20 protein-coding genes are annotated in these 20,288 nt (G+C 41.2%); 10 read left to right on the top strand and 10 right to left on the bottom strand.

Features of this window, described 5'->3' with window-relative positions:
* The first annotated feature begins 85 nt into the window (after positions 1 to 85).
* The gene (locus C5471_RS01300; RefSeq protein ID WP_133815047.1) at positions 86 to 1,783 is read left to right on the top strand and encodes an NAD-dependent malic enzyme; all 1,698 of its coding nucleotides are present in this window, start codon (positions 86 to 88) and stop codon (positions 1,781 to 1,783) included.
* Positions 1,784 to 2,374: 591 nt separating this feature from the next.
* Here C5471_RS01300 and C5471_RS01295 read toward each other — a convergent pair.
* Positions 2,375 to 3,187 carry a 2OG-Fe(II) oxygenase family protein gene (locus C5471_RS01295; RefSeq protein ID WP_133815048.1) on the bottom strand — a complete coding sequence of 271 codons (813 nt, stop codon included), beginning with the start codon at positions 3,185 to 3,187 and terminating at the stop codon, positions 2,375 to 2,377.
* 768 nt (positions 3,188 to 3,955) lie between these two features.
* On the opposite strand from C5471_RS01295, the gene sanA reads away from it, so the two are divergent.
* Positions 3,956 to 4,696: an outer membrane permeability protein SanA gene (sanA, locus tag C5471_RS01290; protein WP_133815049.1), complete on the top strand. Its 741-nt coding sequence runs from the start codon at positions 3,956 to 3,958 to the stop codon at positions 4,694 to 4,696.
* On the opposite strand, the gene yeiB is transcribed toward sanA, so the two are convergent.
* The 4 genes from yeiB to C5471_RS01270 all read right to left on the bottom strand — a co-directional run bounded on the left by yeiB (position 4,668) and on the right by C5471_RS01270 (position 7,946).
* Positions 4,668 to 5,813, bottom strand: a complete 1,146-nt coding sequence (yeiB, locus tag C5471_RS01285; RefSeq protein WP_133815050.1) for a DUF418 domain-containing protein YeiB — start codon at positions 5,811 to 5,813, stop codon at positions 4,668 to 4,670. The genes sanA and yeiB overlap by 29 nt on opposite strands.
* 21 nt (positions 5,814 to 5,834) lie before the next feature.
* Positions 5,835 to 6,494, bottom strand: a complete 660-nt coding sequence (gene folE / locus C5471_RS01280) for a GTP cyclohydrolase I FolE (protein WP_133815051.1) — start codon at positions 6,492 to 6,494, stop codon at positions 5,835 to 5,837.
* A 27-nt stretch (positions 6,495 to 6,521) separates the two neighbouring features.
* Positions 6,522 to 6,638 carry a helix-turn-helix domain-containing protein gene (locus C5471_RS01275; protein ID WP_422630894.1) on the bottom strand — a complete coding sequence of 39 codons (117 nt, stop codon included), beginning with the start codon at positions 6,636 to 6,638 and terminating at the stop codon, positions 6,522 to 6,524.
* 120 nt (positions 6,639 to 6,758) lie between these two features.
* Positions 6,759 to 7,946: a YbfB/YjiJ family MFS transporter gene (locus tag C5471_RS01270; RefSeq protein WP_133815378.1), complete on the bottom strand. Its 1,188-nt coding sequence runs from the start codon at positions 7,944 to 7,946 to the stop codon at positions 6,759 to 6,761.
* Positions 7,947 to 8,290: 344 nt separating this feature from the next.
* Here C5471_RS01270 and C5471_RS01265 point away from each other — a divergent pair, with 344 nt between their 5' ends.
* From C5471_RS01265 to moeB, 4 genes are all read left to right on the top strand, one after another.
* Positions 8,291 to 9,037 (top strand): SDR family NAD(P)-dependent oxidoreductase, encoded by a 747-nt coding sequence (locus C5471_RS01265; RefSeq protein WP_133815052.1) that lies wholly within the window; start codon positions 8,291 to 8,293, stop codon positions 9,035 to 9,037.
* 151 nt (positions 9,038 to 9,188) lie between these two features.
* Positions 9,189 to 9,626, top strand: coding sequence for a GNAT family N-acetyltransferase (locus tag C5471_RS01260; protein ID WP_133815053.1), 438 nt, complete (start codon positions 9,189 to 9,191; stop codon positions 9,624 to 9,626).
* A 69-nt stretch (positions 9,627 to 9,695) separates the two neighbouring features.
* Positions 9,696 to 10,937 (top strand): molybdopterin molybdotransferase MoeA, encoded by a 1,242-nt coding sequence (moeA, locus tag C5471_RS01255; protein WP_166295552.1) that lies wholly within the window; start codon positions 9,696 to 9,698, stop codon positions 10,935 to 10,937.
* Entirely contained in the window at positions 10,937 to 11,686 is a 750-nt protein-coding gene (gene moeB, locus C5471_RS01250) for a molybdopterin-synthase adenylyltransferase MoeB (RefSeq protein ID WP_133815054.1), read from the top strand. Before moeA ends, moeB begins: the two co-directional genes overlap by 1 nt.
* 54 nt (positions 11,687 to 11,740) lie before the next feature.
* Here moeB and C5471_RS01245 read toward each other — a convergent pair whose 3' ends face one another.
* The 4 genes from C5471_RS01245 to C5471_RS01230 all read right to left on the bottom strand — a co-directional run bounded on the left by C5471_RS01245 (position 11,741) and on the right by C5471_RS01230 (position 15,509).
* On the bottom strand, positions 11,741 to 13,336 hold the full coding sequence (locus C5471_RS01245; RefSeq protein ID WP_133815055.1) for an ABC-F family ATPase: 1,596 nt from the start codon (positions 13,334 to 13,336) through the stop codon (positions 11,741 to 11,743).
* A gap of 236 nt (positions 13,337 to 13,572) precedes the next feature.
* Positions 13,573 to 14,067 (bottom strand): aminoglycoside 6'-N-acetyltransferase, encoded by a 495-nt coding sequence (aac(6'), locus tag C5471_RS01240; RefSeq protein ID WP_133815379.1) that lies wholly within the window; start codon positions 14,065 to 14,067, stop codon positions 13,573 to 13,575.
* A 76-nt stretch (positions 14,068 to 14,143) separates the two neighbouring features.
* Positions 14,144 to 15,301, bottom strand: a complete 1,158-nt coding sequence (locus C5471_RS01235; RefSeq protein ID WP_133815056.1) for an iron-containing alcohol dehydrogenase — start codon at positions 15,299 to 15,301, stop codon at positions 14,144 to 14,146.
* 52 nt (positions 15,302 to 15,353) lie between these two features.
* Positions 15,354 to 15,509: a hypothetical protein gene (locus tag C5471_RS01230; RefSeq protein WP_207627099.1), complete on the bottom strand. Its 156-nt coding sequence runs from the start codon at positions 15,507 to 15,509 to the stop codon at positions 15,354 to 15,356.
* Positions 15,510 to 16,636: 1,127 nt separating this feature from the next.
* On the opposite strand from C5471_RS01230, the gene C5471_RS01225 reads away from it, so the two are divergent.
* Positions 16,637 to 17,047, top strand: coding sequence for a toxin (locus tag C5471_RS01225; RefSeq protein WP_133815057.1), 411 nt, complete (start codon positions 16,637 to 16,639; stop codon positions 17,045 to 17,047).
* 138 nt (positions 17,048 to 17,185) lie between these two features.
* On the opposite strand, the gene C5471_RS01220 is transcribed toward C5471_RS01225, so the two are convergent.
* Positions 17,186 to 17,749, bottom strand: a complete 564-nt coding sequence (locus C5471_RS01220) for an LOG family protein (RefSeq protein ID WP_133815058.1) — start codon at positions 17,747 to 17,749, stop codon at positions 17,186 to 17,188.
* 396 nt (positions 17,750 to 18,145) lie between these two features.
* On the opposite strand from C5471_RS01220, the gene rhtA reads away from it, so the two are divergent.
* From rhtA to C5471_RS01205, 3 genes are all read left to right on the top strand, one after another.
* A complete protein-coding gene (rhtA, locus tag C5471_RS01215) occupies positions 18,146 to 19,036 on the top strand; it encodes a threonine/homoserine exporter RhtA (RefSeq protein WP_133815059.1) in 891 nt (296 codons plus the stop codon).
* A gap of 268 nt (positions 19,037 to 19,304) precedes the next feature.
* The gene (gene dps, locus C5471_RS01210) at positions 19,305 to 19,811 is read left to right on the top strand and encodes a DNA starvation/stationary phase protection protein Dps (RefSeq protein WP_133815060.1); all 507 of its coding nucleotides are present in this window, start codon (positions 19,305 to 19,307) and stop codon (positions 19,809 to 19,811) included.
* A 219-nt stretch (positions 19,812 to 20,030) separates the two neighbouring features.
* Complete coding sequence (locus tag C5471_RS01205; RefSeq protein ID WP_021325754.1) at positions 20,031 to 20,252, top strand: alkylphosphonate utilization protein; 222 nt, start codon at positions 20,031 to 20,033, stop codon at positions 20,250 to 20,252.
* Positions 20,253 to 20,288 lie beyond the last annotated feature (36 nt).

Genomic DNA, 20,288 nt, shown 5'->3' with positions numbered 1-20,288 from the left:
AAGTAACATTTGCTGTACATATTTTTCCTATCTTTTAGGATCTATAACTGACCTTATTATCCATTTAGTTCAAAGAGTAAGATTCATGGAACTGGAACACGAAAGTAAACGTCCATTATATATTCCCTATTCGGGCCCCATCCTGTTGGAATTTCCCTTGCTGAATAAAGGCAGTGCCTTTACCGAAGCAGAACGCGGCAACTTTAACCTTCATGGCTTATTACCGGAAGCGGTTGAAACCATTGAAGAACAAGCTGAACGCGCCTATCGGCAGTATCTTGATTTCAAAAATGATGCAGATAAACACATTTATCTGCGAAATATTCAAGACACTAACGAAACTCTGTTCTACCGCCTGCTGGATGCACATTTGAGCGAAATGATGCCAATCATTTATACCCCAACGGTTGGTGAAGCTTGTGAACATTTTTCTGATATTTACCGCCGCGCCCGTGGCTTGTTCATCTCATATCCAAATAAAACGCATATTGATGACATGCTGCAAAATGCGACTAAACAAAATGTAAAAGTTATCGTTGTCACCGATGGTGAACGTATTCTTGGTCTGGGTGACCAAGGTATCGGCGGTATGGGTATTCCTATTGGTAAACTTTCCCTGTATACCGCCTGTGGTGGCATCAGCCCGGCGTATACACTGCCGGTAGTTCTGGATGTGGGAACGAATAACCCCCAGCGCCTGAATGACCCGTTATATATGGGCTGGTGCCATCCGCGTATTACCGGCGCAGAATATGATGAATTTGTTGATGAATTTATTCAGGCCGTTAAACGCCGCTGGCCAAATGTGCTGCTACAGTTTGAAGATTTCGCGCAAAAAAATGCCATGCCCCTGCTCAACCGCTATCGCCATGAGATTTGTTGCTTTAATGATGACATTCAGGGAACCGCTGCTGTCACACTGGGTAGCCTGATTGCAGCCAGCCGTGCTGCCGGTCGTCAATTGAAAGATCAAACTGTCACTTTCCTGGGAGCCGGTTCCGCCGGTTGCGGTATCGCAGAGCAGATTGTCGCCCAGATGAAATCTGAAGGTTTAAATGAAGAACAAGCTCGCGCCCGTATTTTCATGGTTGATCGTTTCGGTTTACTGACAGATAAACTGCCAAATTTATTGGATTTCCAGAACAAGCTGGTACAAAAAATCGACCCCTTAGCTAAATGGGATGTAAACAGCGATTCTATCTCTCTGCTTGACGTTGTTCGTAATGCTAAACCTACGGTATTAATTGGCGTTTCAGGTCAAGCGGGGCTGTTCACAGAGGAGATCATCCGTGAGATGCATAAACACTGTGAACGTCCAATCGTTATGCCATTATCCAACCCAACTTCCCGTGTTGAAGCCCGTCCTGAAGATATTATCAACTGGACAGATGGCGCAGCCCTGGTTGCAACAGGTAGCCCATTCAATCCGGTAAAATACAAAGATCAAGAGTATCCGATCGCTCAATGTAACAACGCCTATATCTTCCCTGGAATTGGCTTAGGTGTTATTGCCTCTGGGGCCAAACTCGTCACTGATGGTATGTTGATGACGGCAAGTCGAATACTGGCTGATTGTTCACCATTGGCGAAAAAGGGTACAGGTCCGTTACTGCCACTCATTGATGATATTCAGGAAGTTTCTCGCAAAATTGCAAAACAAGTTGCAAAAGAAGCGCAAATACAAGGTGTTGCGACTGTCACGTCAGACGGTGCATTGGATGAAGCGATTGAACGTAACTTTTGGAAACCGGAATATCGCATATATAAACGGACTTCATTGTGACTATTATCCGCCCGGATCGGGCAAGGTGCTCCCCACATCAGCGGCTGTTACTCGTCCCTGGCGAGTCAGACACAAGCCCAAAAGACAGAAACGACGAGCACCGCAGCCTTTAAAACCACTATACCTCTATGCCGCATATTCATTGCGGCATTTTACTATCTGAAAACCCTTCAAGATTTTTGTCTTATATTTCCGCCCACATTGGCCGAAGGTTTATCGCAATTTTTACCAAATTATACTTAACTGATATAGTATTATTGAGTTGCACACTCACAGCCCAAAAAAATATTTTACGAATTTAATATGATAATTTTATTTTATTCACTTCTCTTATTCACGAAACTAATAACACAAAACCAAATTACCATAAATGTAGCTAAAAAATCATAACAAGTATAAAATAACATTAGTTAATAATCATCCCAAAAATAACAAATAAACAATGCCGGCAAAAAAACCAAAAAACAGTATGAAGATAATTTACATTCAGGTATTTTGACATAATTTTCATATTTATAGGATTGGGATATGACACTCCCAACCCCTAAAAGAAAAAATATTCCCAATATGCTAATTACACCAACAATATCATTAATCCCATAACATTAGATGTTTATTTGGTGATACGCCGATGAAACTTTGCAATGATATTCTGCTTCCCTCAGAAAAGCTACGAATTGCATGGGGTTTCCTGGTGTTTATTATTATTAAATCTCCCAATTCCGGCTTAATACAAATAGAGGGAGGAAGAGAGCCCCGCCAATCATGTTCTGAACTATCTTCAATCAACTCGGTAATAGGAATAGCTGGAACATCCCACAACTCTAATTCCCCTCCACTTACAGGTACTTTTATATATATATTTACAGAAAATTGCCCTAGCAAATTGACAGATTGTTGTTGAAGGCCATCAAAGTGAGGTTGTATTTCAGACATGATAGAGAGTTCTGGTCTTCTCATGACCCTGGCAATCCCTGCATGCATCTTTTTACTTTCAAAATTTGCAATACTGGCACCCGCAGACCATACTTCATCCAGTTCTAAACGAAATTTATCGAAAGGTGCCAGCATTGGAGCACAGAAATTTCTAACGTTTCTTATTGCGGGTAATGCATTCTCAAAATATCTTTTATAACTATCACTATCTTTGGGTTTGCCAAAAGTTGAGTTATAAGGCACACCAACTCTATCAACGCCATAATCGACTAAAACAATTTCATCTCCTTTTTTTAAATCATGAAGATAATGTTCTAGATTTTCATGAGAGAGGAAGAAATCAGAAAGTTTATCTGAAATATGACTATCTACATACTTTTTTACATGGATAGCCAACACTTCATCATTAAATAACTTATCGAGATCTCTTTCTTGCAAAGAATTAGATAAAATCACTTCATTTTTCATAAAAGTCACCTTGTTATACTTAACATGATTTTGGAAAAATCTCCTACATAAAAATACACCAGAAAATGTTAATTCCAATATTCTATCCAGTAAAAGCACTTTTAATCAACACGATATTAATCACCAAAATAGATATAGATATATATTTAAGTTATTTAACTAATTCTACATTTAACAATAGAGAAAGATCTGATGACAATAATTTTATTTTACAAGCTTTACTATAACTTCAAAAATAATCAATTTAATATTCAATAGCAATGATAAATAGACAACATAACCTCCCATAAATCCCTGGCAGATTAGAATAGGCATATCTATCGCAGAAACAGATCCGGCAATATATTATTATTTAACATCAATATTTAGCATAAAGTAAAACATATAAAAATCAAAAATAACATGTCAGAGTTCACAAAAAGAATATATATATTCTCAACCTGAGTATTGTTATCGAGTTTATTTTAATGCCTTAATCTTCCGATATTTTTTCAATCTCAACATTTGACAGCGCCCTTACGTCAAGAATCGGATCTTACGGTATATCCGTAGCCACTACAACGCCTTAAAGACAGGAAATGTGAATCAAGGCCACCATCCGACCTCCCTGACACGATGCCTGCCGACTGCGGTGGGGCAAAATAGCAAGAAACAGACAACAAAAAACCACTGTCAGCCTTTTTTCTTATAGAGAAAACTTGCTTCGGAATTTCAGGTAAAGTAGCCTTTAGTCAATATTAGTCATTGATACATATTAAAGGCAAAAGCATGTGGAAGCGCCTGATAATTGGTCTGTTATTCATCGCAGGGACGCTGACGCTCACCGCTATTGCACTTGACCGCTGGATTAGCTGGAAAACGGCCCCTTATATTTTTGACGACCTCAAAAAACTCCCTGAACGTGAAGTGGGTATGGTGCTTGGGACGTCTAAATACTACCATTCTGGTGCCCCCAATCAGTATTATATGTACCGCATTCAGGGTGCAGTTAATGCTTATAACAGCGACAAAATCAAATATCTATTACTGAGTGGCGACAATGCCCAACAAAGTTATAACGAACCTGTCACCATGCGCAGGGATTTAGTGAAAGCAGGTATTCCGGCCACAAACATTGTGCTGGATTTTGCGGGTTTCAGGACGCTTGATTCAATAGTCAGAACCCGTAAGGTTTTCAACACTAATGATTTTACGATTATCACTCAACGATTCCATTGCGAACGGGCGCTGTTTATCGCTATACATATGGGCATTGACGCTCAGTGTTATGCCGTTTCCACGCCTAAAAATATGATCACTGTTCGGTTACGTGAAATAATTGCCCGCCTTGGCGCGCTAACCGATCTTTATATTTTGAAACGCGAACCGCGTTTCCTCGGTCCTTTGATCCCAATTCCTGCGCCGCATAAAGTACCAGCAGGTATAACTGATTATCCGGCTGTCACCCCGGAAGAATTACAGGAAATGGACAAAACTCAGCCTAAACGGAGCGTGCCAATGCTGCGGTAGTATTTCGCCACTGCTGTTCCAATGGCCCTTGCTGATGACGGCGTAACCACCAGCATGAAAAAAGAATATTCACTGTCCAAATAAATGGAATCAATACCAGTAGCTCCAGGCGATTGAGTTGAGCAAATAATCCAAAGTGATAAAACAATGCAGTACAGATTAAAGTTTGCAGTAAATAATTACTCATCGCCATTCGTCCAACCTGCCTGAGCCAGCGATTAATCCGCCAGCATGAAATTACCGGCCAGAAACCATATATCAGTGCCATATAACCCAGTGCCTGAAATGGAATTACCAATCCAGAAAGGATATAGCCAACAATACCTGACCAAAAGTAATCCCAGTCATGCGCATATTGGAGCGCCACAGAGAATATCTGGACAGCAACACTGAGTGGTATCAGCAATAGCGCCACATTTCGATAATAGCTCACCGGAAATTCACCTTTTAGCCAGCCATTACGCATTAATCCGGCACCACATAACATAATGCCGATCAATTGCCAGCCATGCTGAACAAACAGCATAATCATCATCAACATGACCTGATTAAAACGTTCTTCTACTGCCAGCCATCCACCACCTGTTTTCCAGAATGTTTCGTATAACACATGGAATTCAGTCGGTCGCCAGACATCGTTAGATTCACCTCTGGAAGAAAAACCAAGAATAAATAACAGCACTAATCCGATCAGATAAAAAACAGCGCCTTTCATCAATAACCGGCTGCTAGCGCTATTTTGACTGATCAGATGAAAACTAAAAAAACCAGTCAAACTGTAAGAGAGTAAAATATCACCATCCCAGAACAGGATGCCATGTATCCCGCCAATCAGGGCAAGTATGATTAATCGTGGGTGGTTCCAGACTTTGCCCCTTGGTAATAGTAGCTCCAGTGTTGCACCAAATAAGAAGGCAAAAATACACAAGAATTTTCCCTGAGCAAAGATATTGAGTACAAACCAGATAATCAAATCTGTTGCAGAGGCTGAACCATTATATGCCGGGTTCAAATAAGCCGCGGATGGCAAAGCAAAACCGGAGATATTGAGCAACAATATCCCCAGAATCGCCAGACCACGAATACTGTCCAGTGAATCAATTCTCTGGCGGGTCATTTTTATATCCCGATGTAAAAATTACAAATGGCGTGTCGTGCGTAAAAACTCCTGACGGGTATTTTGACTGGATTTAAACAACCCACCCAAGGATGTCGTTGTCGTGGTACTGGTTGCATCACGGATGCCCCTGGCTTTCACACAGTAATGGACCGCATCAATAGATACGGCAACATTATTGGTACCAAGCAGTGTCTGTAATGCAATCAGGATCTGTTGGGTCAGACGTTCCTGTACCTGTGGGCGCTGCGAAAAAAACTGCACAATGCGGTTAATTTTAGATAACCCAATCACTTTATCTTTCGGGATATAGGAAACAGTCGCCTTACCATCAATAGTCACAAAATGATGTTCACAGGTGCTGGTTAACGTGATATCACGCACCGTCACCATTTCATCCACCTTCATTTTATTTTCTATCAATGTGATTTTCGGGAAATTACTGTAGTCCAACCCTGAAAAAATTTCATCAACATACATTTTCGCAATACGACTGGGGGTTTCCGCCAAACTGTCATCATTTAGATCAAGATTCAACAGCTGCATAATTTCCGTCATATGCTCCTCAATCCGCACTTTGCGCACTTCCGGTGCCAATGCCTGACCACGAAGAGGCGTTTCAAGACCTCGAGCTTCCAGCGCCGAATGCACAAGCTCGGCTTCTTTACTTAGGGATGACATTATTTTCTCCAAAGGGATTACTTTCCATTATCTGGCGGGTAGTAAAATTGAATGATAGATGAAACGCACACCACCGAACGTCCGGGCTAAAAACTCGGCTTGTTCCGGTGTTAGGTAGAATTGATACTGGTATGCACGTTTCATAGATTAACAAGATACAAAGGACAATGTGAGAATGCAAAAAGAATCAGTGAGTGGGAAAGTCGCAGCCCCTCCTCCCAGCCCTGAAAACCAAGCTTTTCCGAGGGCAATCAGATGGATTTTTTACACACGAATTTCAACAACAGGTTTCTTCCTGTGACAAACCAACAACCCGGCAATCATCAATGTAATAAATGCCACATACAGCGCAGGCTCCAGTTTCCCGGTTATCGCGGTGGAAAGCGCTGACAACGCTGGCCCAACAAGCTGCCCGATAGCATATCCCGTCGTCAGCAACCCCGCCATATAACGGCTATGTTCTGGTGCCAGCTCACGCCCATACTGAAACGTCATTTGCACCGCGCACATAAAACCACCCCCAATCAATAAAGCGCTTAATGCCAAGCCACTTATTCCCGGGACAATCTCAGCGATAAGAATCCCCACCGCCTGGATCCATAAAGTGATTGCCAGCCGGATTTGAGTTGTCAGCATATGACGGGTCAGAACAGCAAAACCGATGCCGATAACTGCGGCACCACCAAATATCGGCCAGACAAACTGAGCAAACAAGCTGCCAGGGAAACGATCACTGGCCATTTGCGAAAGAAAAGTGGCAGGTAAAATATAACCAAATCCCGCTAAACTGTAGCTCCATACCAACCGCTTAATTGCGGGTGTCCAAATCAGCTTCTTCACCTCAATTTGTGAACGGTGCAGTTTACCGCTACGGGGCAGATGCCGACTAATATAGATACTAAAAATCAGCGCCACAATACCATACAACAGCCATGCTTCGGCAGCACTCAGTTGCCATGCCTGAATCCCGACAGCAAGAATACCAGTAACGAATATCCCGACGCCGGGTCCCGCAAATATGGCGACACCCAACGCAGGACGGTTCAAGCTGGCTAACTGTTCATTTACCCATGCCGCCACCAGCACTAATGTCAAACCACTTGCCCAGCCAATAACAAAACGGGCGACACTGTGTAATATCGGTCCATCCAGTAGCGCAGAAAGCAACGTGATAATTACCGTCCCCCATAATCCTGCCCAGAGCCGATATTCAATAAAACGGCGCGCCTGCATCGCATCATAGGAACCCGCCAAATATCCCAGATAGTTAAAAGCTGCGACGATACCCGCACCAGTCAGACTAAGCTGGGATTCTGCGATCATTAAGGGAACTTGAGGAGTGAAGGTAAAACGTCCAATTCCCATAGCAACAACCAGTGCCAAAAAACCACTCATTGCGATATGAAAAGCCTGATAGCGATGGTTCGTCTGGGAAGAAATTGAATTATTCATTGTCATGAAAACATCATTTTTTAATTTGTTTTTCACAAGTTATAACAAAAATCAAATGCAATACACTCTTCTTGTTAATAAAATTTACATAAAAACGTAAATTATTTCTTCCCCTTAATAAAGTATTCAGTAAGCCTTGAGTTACAGTATCCGGAACGACACAGTATTTGAAATCTCGTGCTCCGCTCTATTCATTCACCTTTCCGAAGGTTAAATCAAGCTGTTACCGCGCAACATAAACTGAGCCTGCTCTCAATAATGCCATAATGATACTGTCAAGCCGCTGCCAGAAATGTATGATTTATCATGTTGTGTGTACCAATATTATTAATAAGGAGCTTTTTATGTATAAAGAATTCCAAGGTAAGACAGCCATTGTTACCGGAGGTGGAACCGGTATAGGACGGGCTATCAGTATCATGCTGGCGAAACAAGGTGCTGCTGTGGCCGTTATCTATTCACAAAGTGAACTTGACGCTCAGGAAACAACCGAATCTATTATCCGGGACGGAGGGCAAGCCATAGCAATAAAAGCCGATGTTACCGACGAATCCGCTGTGCAGGCAATGATCAACACTGTTGCCGAAAAATTTAACGGCATCGACTACCTGATTAATAATGCCGGGACAACAAAGCAACTTCAATTTGATGATCTCGAATCTCTATCCGACAATATTTGGGATACCATTCTTGATGTTAACGTGAAAGGCACATTTCATTGTTGCCGGTATGCAGCACCTTATCTTAGGAAAAGAGCGGGTAGTGCTATTGTGAATGTCGGTAGTATCTCTGGCGAAACCGGCTATGGTTCTTCTATTCCCTATGCGGTTTCCAAATCAGCTATTCACGGGCTCACCAGATCATTGGCCCGTGCGTTGGCTCCATCAATAAGGGTTAACTGCGTGGCACCAGGCGCGGTCGAAACCCGGTGGTGGAAAGGATTGGAGGAGAAAATGCGAACCCTCTGTGCAAATTTGCCTTTAGAACGCATCTCGACACCAGAAGATGTCGCAGAAATAACCTTGATGTTACTAAAAGCAGAAGCAATGACAGGGCAGATCATCAAGATTGACAGCGGTCAAACTTTATAAAATTTATCTGATAGCATAGTAAATATTGATAGCTGGTTGACTTCAGATTCGATCGGACCTACTACAGCAGCCAGCTATTTACTCTAAGTAAACGTTAGATAATTCACATGTTCATCTTTGCCAAAATGAGCTAATTCTCAAAGGATATTACATGCATATAACCCTTACTGATGTGAATCAGGATAATTATGAAGATGTCTGTGATCTAACCGTAGCCGATTACCAGTACGAATATGTCGCAGACAATACGTGGTCACTGGTTGAATCAAAATTCAATCCCTCATACCAAACACGTACCATTTGCTTAGACGACAAACCTGTTGGATTCTTTATGTGGGTACCTGAGACGGACCGGAGAGTATCGATTTGGCGATTTATGGTGGATCGACACTATCAAAACAAAGGTATTGGACGCAAAGCAATGCTGTTGGCCCTTGATGAAATTAGGCGAACAGATGGATTGGAAGAGATCGAAATCTGTTACAAACCGAATAATCCTATAGCGCGAAATTTTTACTCCAGCTTTGGTTTTGTTGAAGTCGGTATGGATGAAGATGGTGAAGACATGTTGGCAATGATTAAAGTTTAATATAACTAACACATATGATGATCTCTGCCATAATGGTGCTATTACAAAATACTATCTGGGAGCACCATTATGGATCACTGCCACACCTCTGAATTGATCTCTTTGGAACAAGCGCTGGAAAAACTTCTGACGCAAGTTGCACCACTGACTGACACAGAAACCGTCAATCTCACCCAATCATCCGAGCGGATTACCGCAGCAAATATTATTTCTCCTATCAATGTCCCGCCTTTTGCTAACTCAGCCATGGATGGCTATGCCGTTCGCTATGCCGATTTGCATGGAAACATTCCTCTTCCTCTGGCAGGAAAAGCACTGGCTGGCGCGCCTTTTCAGGGAGAATGGCCTGCGACAACCTGCATCCGGATGATGACCGGCGCTCCTGTTCCCGCAGATGCTGATACTGTCATTATGCAAGAGCACACAGAAGTTACTGATGATGGCGTTGTTTTCTCTCAACCCGCCAAACGGGGCCAGAATATCCGTCTGGCAGGCGAAGATATCTCCAAAGGAGCGGTAGCATTGCCGGCAGGCAGTAAATTATCCACCGCTCAATTACCACTGATTGCCTCTCTGGGAATCGCTGAAATCGAAGTGGTTCGCAAATTAAACGTTGCCATTTTCTCCACCGGTGATGAACTGCAAGCCATCGATCAGCCACTTAAAGAAGGCCAGATTTATGATACCAACCGCTTTGCTGTTCGCCTGATGTTGGAAAAACTGGACTGCGACGTTATTGATTTAGGCGTTATCGCAGATAACCCCGAAGCTTTACGCAATGCTTTCGAAGAAGCAGATAAGAAAGCTGATTTAGTCATCAGCAGTGGCGGCGTCTCTGTGGGTGAAGCAGACTACACCAAGCAGATGTTGGATGAGCTGGGAGAAATCAGTTTCTGGAAACTGGCAATTAAACCGGGTAAACCTTTTGCTTTTGGCAAATTGAAAAACGCCTGGTTCTGTGGTTTGCCGGGTAATCCAGTTTCAGCTGTCCTCACCTTCTATCAACTGGTGCAACCTTTAATTGCCCGTTTGTCCGGTTTTACAGCATGGCAACCCCCAATGCGCCTCCATGCTAAAGTGACTACGCCATTGAAAAAAACACCGGGAAGAACAGATTTTCAACGCGGTATTGTCTCTGTGAATGAACAAGGTGAGCTGGAAGTTCGCACTACAGGGCATCAAGGCTCCCATATATTCAGTTCATTCAGCCTGGGTAACTGCTTTATCGTTCTGGAGCGCGAACGTGGTCGGGTAGAAGCTGGCGAAATTGTTAAGATCGAATTGTTCAATCATCTATTGAAAAATGAATAATGACTATTGAACTGACAGACGCAGAAACCCTGCGCTATAACCGTCAGATTGTCCTACACGGGTTTGATTTTGATGGACAGGAAAAACTGAAATCCTCGAAGATCCTGATAGTCGGTGTGGGTGGCTTAGGTTGTGCTGCATCCCAGTATCTGACAGCAGCAGGCGTGGGAACAATAACACTGTTAGATTTTGATACCGTTTCTCTCTCAAACCTACAACGACAGATCTTGCATCGGGATGAACGCATCGGGATGACCAAAGTACACTCAGCCCAGATAACGCTTCAAGCAATAAACCCGTATGCCACCATCAAAACCGTCGATGCATTGCTGGAAGATCAGGTGCTGGATCAGCTTATTAGTGAAAATGATGCTGTATTAGATTGCACTGATAATGTTGCGATCCGCGAACAATTGAACCGTCTGTGCCTGGTAAGGAAAATGCCTCTGGTTTCCGGTGCGGCTATTCGCATGGAAGGGCAATTGACCGTATTTACTTATCAGCCGGATGCCCCCTGCTACCACTGTTTGAGCCGGCTGTTTGGTGAAAATAACCTGACTTGTGTAGAAACGGGCGTCATGGCGCCATTGGTCGGTACCATCGGGACATTACAAGCCATGGAAACCATCAAATTACTCACCGGATATGGCAAGGTAAACAGCGGAAAGGTTTTACTGTTTGATGCCATGACGATGCAATTTCGTGATATTAAATTACTTAAAGATCCCAATTGCGAAGTGTGCAACTGATGAAAACAAGTTGCCCCAGTGAGCTAAACTAGGGCAACTTATGCCAAAAAACGCTTACTCAGTAATCCCCTGACTTCTCAGGTATTCATCATAAGTCCCTTTAAAATCAATGACGGTATTAGATTTGATTTCCAGAACACGGCTTGCCAATGAGCTAACAAATTGCCGATCATGGGAAACAAATACCAAAGTCCCTTGATACATTTCAAGCGCCAGGTTTAGAGATTCAATGGATTCCATATCCAGGTGGTTTGTTGGTTCATCCATTATCAGAATATTTGGCTGTTTCATCATCAACTTGCCAAATAGCATCCGGCCTTTTTCACCACCAGATAACACCTTGACTTTCTTCTTAATATCATCCTGACCGAATAATAAACGCCCCAGCACGCTGCGGACAGCTTGCTCATCGTCCCCTTCTCTCTTCCACTGGCTCATCCAATCGAAAACCGTCAGATCGCAATCAAAATCGCTGGCATGATCCTGAGCATAATAACCAATGCTGCTGTTTTCAGACCATTTAACCGTACCACTGTTTGGCTCTGCTTCACCCACCAGTGTTTTCAGGAAAGTCGTTTTACCGATACCGTTAGCACCGATAACCGCCATTTTTTCGCCGACCTCCAGCAACATATTGAGATTTTTAAACAGCGGGCCATTGTCATAACCTTTCGTCAAACCTTCCAGTTCCAGAGCATTACGGAATAATTTCTTATCCTGTTCAAAGCGGATATAAGGGTTCTGACGGCTGGATGCTTTAACTTCATCCAACTGGATTTTATCAATCTGGCGAGCACGAGAAGTCGCCTGTTTTGATTTGGAAGCATTGGCACTAAAACGGCTGACAAAAGATTGTAATTCCGCAATCTGTGCTTTCTTCTTCGCATTATCAGCCATCAGACGTTCACGTGCCTGAGTTGCAGCAACCATATATTCATCATAATTACCGGGGAACAGACGTAATTCACCATAATCAAGATCTGCCATGTGAGTACAGACTGTATTCAGGAAATGGCGATCATGGGAAATAATGATCATGGTGCTGTCCCGATCATTTAACACCTGCTCCAACCAGCGAATGGTATCAATATCCAGGTTGTTGGTTGGCTCATCCAATAACAGAACATCAGGATTAGAAAACAGAGCCTGAGCCAGCAAAACACGCAATTTCCAGCCCGGTGCAACTTCGCTCATCAGGCCATAATGTTGTTCTACCGGAATACCCACCCCCAGCAGCAACTCGCCGGCACGCGCTTCGGCACTATAACCATCCATCTCGCCGTAGGACACTTCCAGATCCGCAACACGATAGCCATCTTCTTCGCTCATTTCTGCCATCGCATAAATACGGTCACGCTCCTGTTTCACTTGCCACAGTTCCGTGTGCCCCATAATCACTGTATCCAGTACAGTGAACTCTTCAAAGGCAAACTGATCCTGACGCAGTTTACCAATACGCTCATTGGGATCCGTGCTGACGTTACCGGCAGAGGGTGTCAAATCGCCACCCAAGATTTTCATAAACGTGGATTTACCAGAACCATTAGCGCCAATCAGACCATAACGGTTACCGTTGCCAAACTTGACAGAAATGTTTTCAAACAGGGGCTTACTGCCAAATTGCATGGTGATGTTGTTTGTACTTAACACTGCATTCGCTCTTAAATTTAGAAACAAAAAGGAAATTGGAAAAAATCGATAGTGGCGCATTATGCCACAATAAAACAACAGGATCGCCTATAGTTGCTAATATCAAAATTTTTCATGTCTGGCGATCCATGATTTACATTTCTTGCCCGTATATTGACTTTCCTAAATAAAAGGCGATTTTTAATTTTAGATGAAATATCTTTCATGCCAAATTCTTTTGCTTCTTTCTCTTATCCCTATTTAATTGATCTCCTGAAAAACACCACCCTCTCTGCTTCGACAAACCCAAGAGACAAATGAAGAGCCTGTGATTCGCTATTATTTATATCCGTATCTGACGCCATTTCAGTACATCCATGATCATTACCCCAGTTCTTAATACAAGTGATAAGTCGAGTTGCTAAACCTTTTCTTCTTAGTTCCGGGGAAATATAAATACCTTCAAGATAAGCAACAGGTGAAGAGCAGCATCCATTGACATATTCAAAGCGAAGTGAAGCCTCGGCAAAACCCCAGAAATTATCTGTATTAGATTGAATTATAAAAGCGATTTTTTTATCAGAATCTAAAATCGAGTCCATTTCTTCGCGGTGTTTTTCTTCTGATGTCGCAGGCCATAATGCACTTCGCAAATACAACCACTCGTTAAAATGATGTCTGCCGCTCACGACAATCCGGGAAAGATCATTTTCAGACTGAATATATGATGATTGCTGATATTTATTGTTCATTTTTGGTTCAGGCATTTCTTTCCTATATAATGATGTTGTGGGGAGAAGCCCTGGGCATCCAGGGCATTTGTCCAGCTCAAAGACTTGCGTGCAAGATCTGGCGGCTAATATCTAACGTAACATCGCTGTTTTCACCCAATTGAGTCATACCATGAGCTTCCAATTGTTTTATCAGACACTCAATGTCATCAACACCAAGATTGTAATCAGACAAGTGGGTCTGGAGCCCCAGATTCTCGAAGAAACTGCGGGTATGTGCAATGGCTTGATCAATACGTTGTTCCTCATTGCCGCTGGTGATGCCCCAAACACGTTCACCGTACTGCAACAATTTACCCCGTTTGCTTTCCCGACGAATTTGCAGATTCGCCGGCAGGATAATCGCGAGTGTTCGCGCATGATCAATACCATAAAGCGCGGTTAATTCATGTCCGATCATGTGTGAGGCCCAGTCCTGCGGCATTCCTGCACCAATCAAGCCGTTGAGAGCCGACGTCGCTGCCCACATCAAATTTGCACGAATATCGTAGTTATCCGGGGAGTTTATCGCCTGAGAACCAATTTCAATCAGTGTCTGCAACACCCCTTCAGCAAACCGATCCTGTAGCATACCCTTGGCAGGATAAGTCAGATATTGCTCCATAATATGTGCAAAAGCATCAGCCACCCCGTTAGCCACCTGACGTAACGGAAGCGTATAGGTTTTCGTTGGATCCGTAATAGAAAACCGGGGAAAAACAGATGAGTTTATTAGGTCTCGTTTAGCTTGTTTCGCTTTATTGGTGATAACGGCAACGTTGTTCATCTCTGAACCTGTTGCCGGTAAAGTCAAAACGACACCAAACGGCAGGGCACTTCGAATATTGCGACCACGCTCTTCCAAAATACACCAGGGATCGCCATCAAAATGCACAGCGGCAGCGACAAATTTAGTACCATCAATCACAGAACCCCCACCGACAGCAAGCAGGAAATCCACCTCATTACTGCGTACCCATTCAACCGCTTTTATCAACGTTTCGTAGGTCGGGTTAGGTTCAATACCGCCAAACTCATGGATAGTCCGATTAGCCAACGCACACCTGACTTCATCCAACGTCCCGTTTTTTTCAGCGCTGCTACCACCGTAGAGGATCAGTAACCGCGCATCCCGTGGTACCAGGTTGTCAAGACGTTTAATCGTATCTTTACCGAAAACGATTTTAGTTGGGTTGTAATAGTCAAAATTTTGCATAATTACCTCGCTAGATCAGAAGTTATAACCTTGCAACAGGCCAATAAATGCCTCAGGAGCACTTTCTAAAGGCGGTGCATAACAGCCCTTCTCCTTGCTTAATCTCAGGGATAGGTTGCTGTTCCAGACGAAAATCAGTGGATATCGGGAAACCATGCGGACGTGAAGCCAGTACGATACAGCAATTTATTTGTTGCGTTTGCAACATTGATATTCTCCTTCAACATTCAAGGTCAGTATCATCGGAATACCCAAAAAGTAGACCGGTCGTCTAATCATTAAGTATAAAAAAACACGGATGAATAGTGATTTATAGATCGATTATTAATAATGCGCCATGAACTGCTCTAGTTACCCACTTTTAATAAGATAGAAAGAAGGTTCTTATTCTGTTGACCACGTTGAATTATAACACGATATCGTTATGTGGTTTTATTTAATGCAAAATGCACTTTCAAATTGGACACAAACAGGAAATAAAAAAATCAATAGTGATGTATTACACCACAAATAAACATATTAGGCATTAGGTATTAATGACATTGCGTTTACAATAAATTCCCTTTTATTATGATATTCTCATCAATAATGTAATAATACCTATAGTGAATATAATGTTAGCTCATTATACAAATATCTGTTAATCAATAGGTAAATAGGTAAATAAATCAATAAACTTCTGAACAATAATCAAGGTTATTGAATTAGGATAGACGATTACAATTATACTGAACAAATACAACCCATCACCAAATTTCCCCATCCAACATTACAATGCATTAACATCTCATCGACCCAACGATGAATTAACGTTCAATAAATAATGAAGTTACTATTAGTTAATTATAACCCTGACAATCCATTTTTGTTTGTTATTACAATGACTTTACATATCAACCATTAAAAACACAGATATATTTTATCATCTACATCTATGTTTTTGAGTATAAAAATATAATTAATCTCTTATTATTTTATAACAAAACTCAGAGGGTAAAAAAATTGACATTTATCTGAGAGAAAAGGTATTGTTGAAAAACACCGAAATTACAGAAGATTTATTTTAACAAATGATTGGTTGTCAATTTTAACTTGTTAAAAAGATAAAAATCAACACTGACATTTGTAATCTTGGATGAAAAACCAAAATATAAATAAATTAACTTTTAGGAAGCGTTATGAAATGGAATTCTAATGAAAGGTAAAAAAACCAGTCATAAAATATGACTAAAAAGTTCGGTTCCACACCAAAATATTTAATCTAACCACAGCAGGTTAAATTAAGACCTTGGTAATTAATAATTATTTTTTAAACTTTTTATAAGAGGTAATATTATGTCAGAGATTGAAGCGATTTCGTTAAAAGCACCAATCAGTGTTATTGCAAAAGTAACTAACAAATCAGTATATAAACTTAAACTTATTCAGGATTCTATTCGTTTGGATCAGGGTGAGTGGACAACTCTTCCTCCGCAAGTAATTAATAAAAGCAGTGATAACACCCCTGGAAAAGGCATTTGGAGAAGTGATTCAAACAGTCTACTGGGTGGTGTTGCAGGGCGCTGTACTTATGTATTTGTGGACAGTAAAGGTGAAATTTACAGTATCTATATTACATGGAGTAATCCTCTGATCGGAAGCAGCAGTTACTCAATATCAACAGACTATGAAGGTGATGATTTACATTTATCCTACTTGGCTGATAACGGTAATAATCCAATCGTAGAATATACTATTGTAAGCTAATGCTTAATCATTAATATTAACGACCATTCCTGTAGGAAATATTTAAATTAATATTTATCCGACAGGAATGGTTTATATATTTAAAGAGACATCTTAATCAAAGATTAATTATCATTACTCTACTCATTTCTTTATAATTTAATACGTTTTTACAGATGGTGCCTGATAAGTATTAAAACGATCAAGCAAGCAGGCCGGATCTTGCTCGATTATTGCCATATGACGATATTTTTCATGCAAGAATTGTTCATCCACCATTTTATTAATCATAGCAATCAACGGCCCGTAAAAATTATTGATATTCAGGATACCGCAAGGCTTAGTATGTAGCCCAATCTGGCTCCAGGTAAATACTTCACTGAACTCTTCTAACGTACCAAAACCGCCAGGTAAAGCAACAAAACCCTCAGCTAACTCAATCATCTTATTTTTACGCTGATGCATAGTTTCAACAACGTATAATTCGGTCAGATTTTTATGTGATATTTCGCGCTCTTCCAATAATGTGGGAATAACACCAATGACTTTGCCGCCCTCTTCCAGAACAGTATTAGCAACAGTTCCCATAATACCCACACTGGCCCCACCATAAATCAGAGTAATATCACGCCTAACTAACTCTTTTGCGAAAATAATGACATTTTCTTTATAGATTTCAGATAGCCCCAAGCTTGAACCACAATAAACGGCAATACTTTTCATTCTCTAAACTCCTGTTACTACATCTTTACGGTAAAGGATATGATTATACGTTAATATTATAGTCATCCAACAAATGAAAAAGAAAAAAAGAATGCCGATCATGATACTCTATCAGTAATAATCGTAATTTATGCTTAATCATTAAAGCATAATTCAGATTATTATAAACACTTTAACCATCTTAACGCCTAAATTATCATTATTTCAAAATAAAATATAATTTTTTCAGGAGCATACTTCAATAGTAAAATATAATTTTACTATTCATATATAATATAGTCTAATAAATGAAGAATATTTCTCTAAAATTATATTCTCTAAACCTATTGAGTTATCTGCATTTCACTGCGAAGATTATCGGCCAGATCACTTGATTTTTATTGAGGTTTTGCCCGGATGTTTTCTTCCAAGCGCCAAAAGAGTGCCCTTCCATTAATACCGGTAATATTGTTACTACTTGCCATGACATCAATTCAAGGCGGTGCTTCTCTTGCCAAAACGCTGTTTCCGGTTATCGGTGCACCTGGCGTTACCGCTTTGCGGCTAGGTCTTGGAACTCTCATTCTGTTCATTATTTTTAAACCCTGGCGTCTGCGCTTTCGCCGAAATTCAGCTATGCCACTGCTTACCTATGGTATTGCCCTTGGGGCAATGAATTATACGTTTTATATGGCACTGACAACGATCCCTTTAGGTATTGCCGTGGCGCTTGAATTTACCGGCCCACTGGCCGTAGCCATGTTTTCATCGCGCAGGCCAATAGATTTTCTCTGGGTCATACTGGTTATCGCCGGTCTGGCTTTCCTGCTACCTATTGGCAGTAATATTGATGGCTTGGATCCTGTAGGTATTATATATGCACTCAGTGCGGGTGTTTGCTGGGCACTGTACATTATTTTTGGTCAACGCGCTGGAGCAGGTCATGGTGCGGCAACGGTTTCTATCGGTTCATTGATCGCAGCCCTGATATTTTTCCCTGTGGGGCTGATACAAACAGGGCCAGAATTATTATTTGATATGTCAATTATGCCCCTGGCACTGGCAATAGCGATTCTGTCCACCGCATTCCCATATACACTGGAAATGATTGCCCTGACCCGTTTACCTGCACAAACATTTGGTACTCTGATGAGCCTTGAGCCAGCCCTTGGCGCTCTATCCGGTATTGTTTTCCTCAATGAACACCTGACCATGATTCAATGGCTGGCACTGTTCTGTATTATTTTTGCCTCTATCGGTTCTACGTCAACGATTAAAGGAAAACCTAAAATCACTGAGGTCGATTAATCGCCTTATCTAATCGAAATAAAACTAAAACCGGAGTAATTAATAAAATAATTCTCCGGTTATTTATAAGTATAACCATTATTATTCATCAGAAAATAAATCACACATATTTATTTGAATAATAATTATATTTTTAACATTCTCCGTAAACTTTATAAGAATGAACTATTGATTTAATAGGAATAAGCTATATGACTTAAGACTAATATTGAGTTACATTCATCCCAATAAATGAGAAGCTCATTATTAATACTAGGGGAAAATTATTATGAGTACTGCCAAATTAGTCAAAACAGCACCATCCACACTGCTTTATACTCGTAATGATGTCGATGATAGCGTTAAGCAAGAAACAATTGAAATTTTAAACCATATGGTGATTCAATTTATTGATCTTTCCCTGCTGACCAAACAGGCACATTGGAACATGCGCGGTAAAAATTTCATTTCCATCCATGAAATGCTGGATAACTTTCGTGCCACTATTATTGAACATCTGGATATTTTTGCAGAAAGAGTGGTACAACTTGGTGGAATAGCTCTCGGAACAGTACAAGAAGTTAATAAAGGCACTTTACTGAAAAGCTACCCAACAAATATTCATGACGTGCAAGATCATCTAAAAGCACTGGCTGACCGTTATGCTATTGTCGCTAATGATATCCGCGAAGCAATTGGTGAAGTTGAGGATGAAAATACCGCAGACATGTTCACCGCAGCCTCCCGGGACCTCGACAAATTCTTATGGTTTATTGAAGCAAGCGTTGAGCAATAAAATATAAAGAGCCGTTACATTAAGAGCTCTGCATTACTCACAACCCCCATTAACAACAACGGGGGTTGTTTATTTCGCCCCTTTATCACCCAACTCCGGCACAGAGAAATATCATAAAATACCCTCCATACAGACAAACATCACCATATCCTTTAAAAACCAGCATTAATTGTCTATAATCCAGGTTTATTTTCATAAATAACTTGAGGAAATAATAAAATGGATGCCGAAGTAAAAGACAGCAATGGTACTGTGCTCAATGATGGCGATTCTGTACAGGTCATCAAGGATCTGAAAGTAAAAGGCACATCAGCGACGTTAAAACGCGGCACTATCATCAAAAATATTCGTCTAAACCATCGCGAAGATGAAATTGAATGTAACGCAGATAAACTCAAAGGCTTGGTATTGAAAACCTGTTTTCTGAAAAAAGTAGGGTAAATAGCCTTCTATATCGATTTTATTTGTAAAGGATAA

Source organism: Photorhabdus tasmaniensis, from assembly GCF_011189505.1.
Lineage (GTDB): Bacteria > Pseudomonadota > Gammaproteobacteria > Enterobacterales > Enterobacteriaceae > Photorhabdus > Photorhabdus tasmaniensis.
The sequence above is the reverse complement of the archived record's forward strand: the minus strand, read 5'-3'. Positions and strand labels throughout refer to the sequence as shown.

Excerpts from the sequence above, each read along its gene's own strand:
- C5471_RS01300 (WP_133815047.1), top strand. The coding sequence starts at position 86 with ATGGAACTGGAACACGAAAGTAAACGTCCATTATATATTCCCTATTCG.
- C5471_RS01295 (WP_133815048.1), bottom strand. The coding sequence starts at position 3,187 with ATGAAAAATGAAGTGATTTTATCTAATTCTTTGCAAGAAAGAGATCTC.
- sanA (WP_133815049.1), top strand. The coding sequence starts at position 3,956 with ATGTGGAAGCGCCTGATAATTGGTCTGTTATTCATCGCAGGGACGCTG.
- yeiB (WP_133815050.1), bottom strand. The coding sequence starts at position 5,813 with ATGACCCGCCAGAGAATTGATTCACTGGACAGTATTCGTGGTCTGGCG.
- folE (WP_133815051.1), bottom strand. The coding sequence starts at position 6,494 with ATGTCATCCCTAAGTAAAGAAGCCGAGCTTGTGCATTCGGCGCTGGAA.
- C5471_RS01275 (WP_422630894.1), bottom strand. The coding sequence starts at position 6,638 with ATGAAACGTGCATACCAGTATCAATTCTACCTAACACCGGAACAAGCC.
- C5471_RS01270 (WP_133815378.1), bottom strand. The coding sequence starts at position 7,946 with ATGAATAATTCAATTTCTTCCCAGACGAACCATCGCTATCAGGCTTTT.
- C5471_RS01265 (WP_133815052.1), top strand. The coding sequence starts at position 8,291 with ATGTATAAAGAATTCCAAGGTAAGACAGCCATTGTTACCGGAGGTGGA.
- C5471_RS01260 (WP_133815053.1), top strand. The coding sequence starts at position 9,189 with ATGCATATAACCCTTACTGATGTGAATCAGGATAATTATGAAGATGTC.
- moeA (WP_166295552.1), top strand. The coding sequence starts at position 9,696 with ATGGATCACTGCCACACCTCTGAATTGATCTCTTTGGAACAAGCGCTG.
- moeB (WP_133815054.1), top strand. The coding sequence starts at position 10,937 with ATGACTATTGAACTGACAGACGCAGAAACCCTGCGCTATAACCGTCAG.
- C5471_RS01235 (WP_133815056.1), bottom strand. The coding sequence starts at position 15,301 with ATGCAAAATTTTGACTATTACAACCCAACTAAAATCGTTTTCGGTAAA.
- C5471_RS01230 (WP_207627099.1), bottom strand. The coding sequence starts at position 15,509 with ATGTTGCAAACGCAACAAATAAATTGCTGTATCGTACTGGCTTCACGT.
- C5471_RS01225 (WP_133815057.1), top strand. The coding sequence starts at position 16,637 with ATGTCAGAGATTGAAGCGATTTCGTTAAAAGCACCAATCAGTGTTATT.
- C5471_RS01220 (WP_133815058.1), bottom strand. The coding sequence starts at position 17,749 with ATGAAAAGTATTGCCGTTTATTGTGGTTCAAGCTTGGGGCTATCTGAA.
- rhtA (WP_133815059.1), top strand. The coding sequence starts at position 18,146 with ATGTTTTCTTCCAAGCGCCAAAAGAGTGCCCTTCCATTAATACCGGTA.
- dps (WP_133815060.1), top strand. The coding sequence starts at position 19,305 with ATGAGTACTGCCAAATTAGTCAAAACAGCACCATCCACACTGCTTTAT.
- C5471_RS01205 (WP_021325754.1), top strand. The coding sequence starts at position 20,031 with ATGGATGCCGAAGTAAAAGACAGCAATGGTACTGTGCTCAATGATGGC.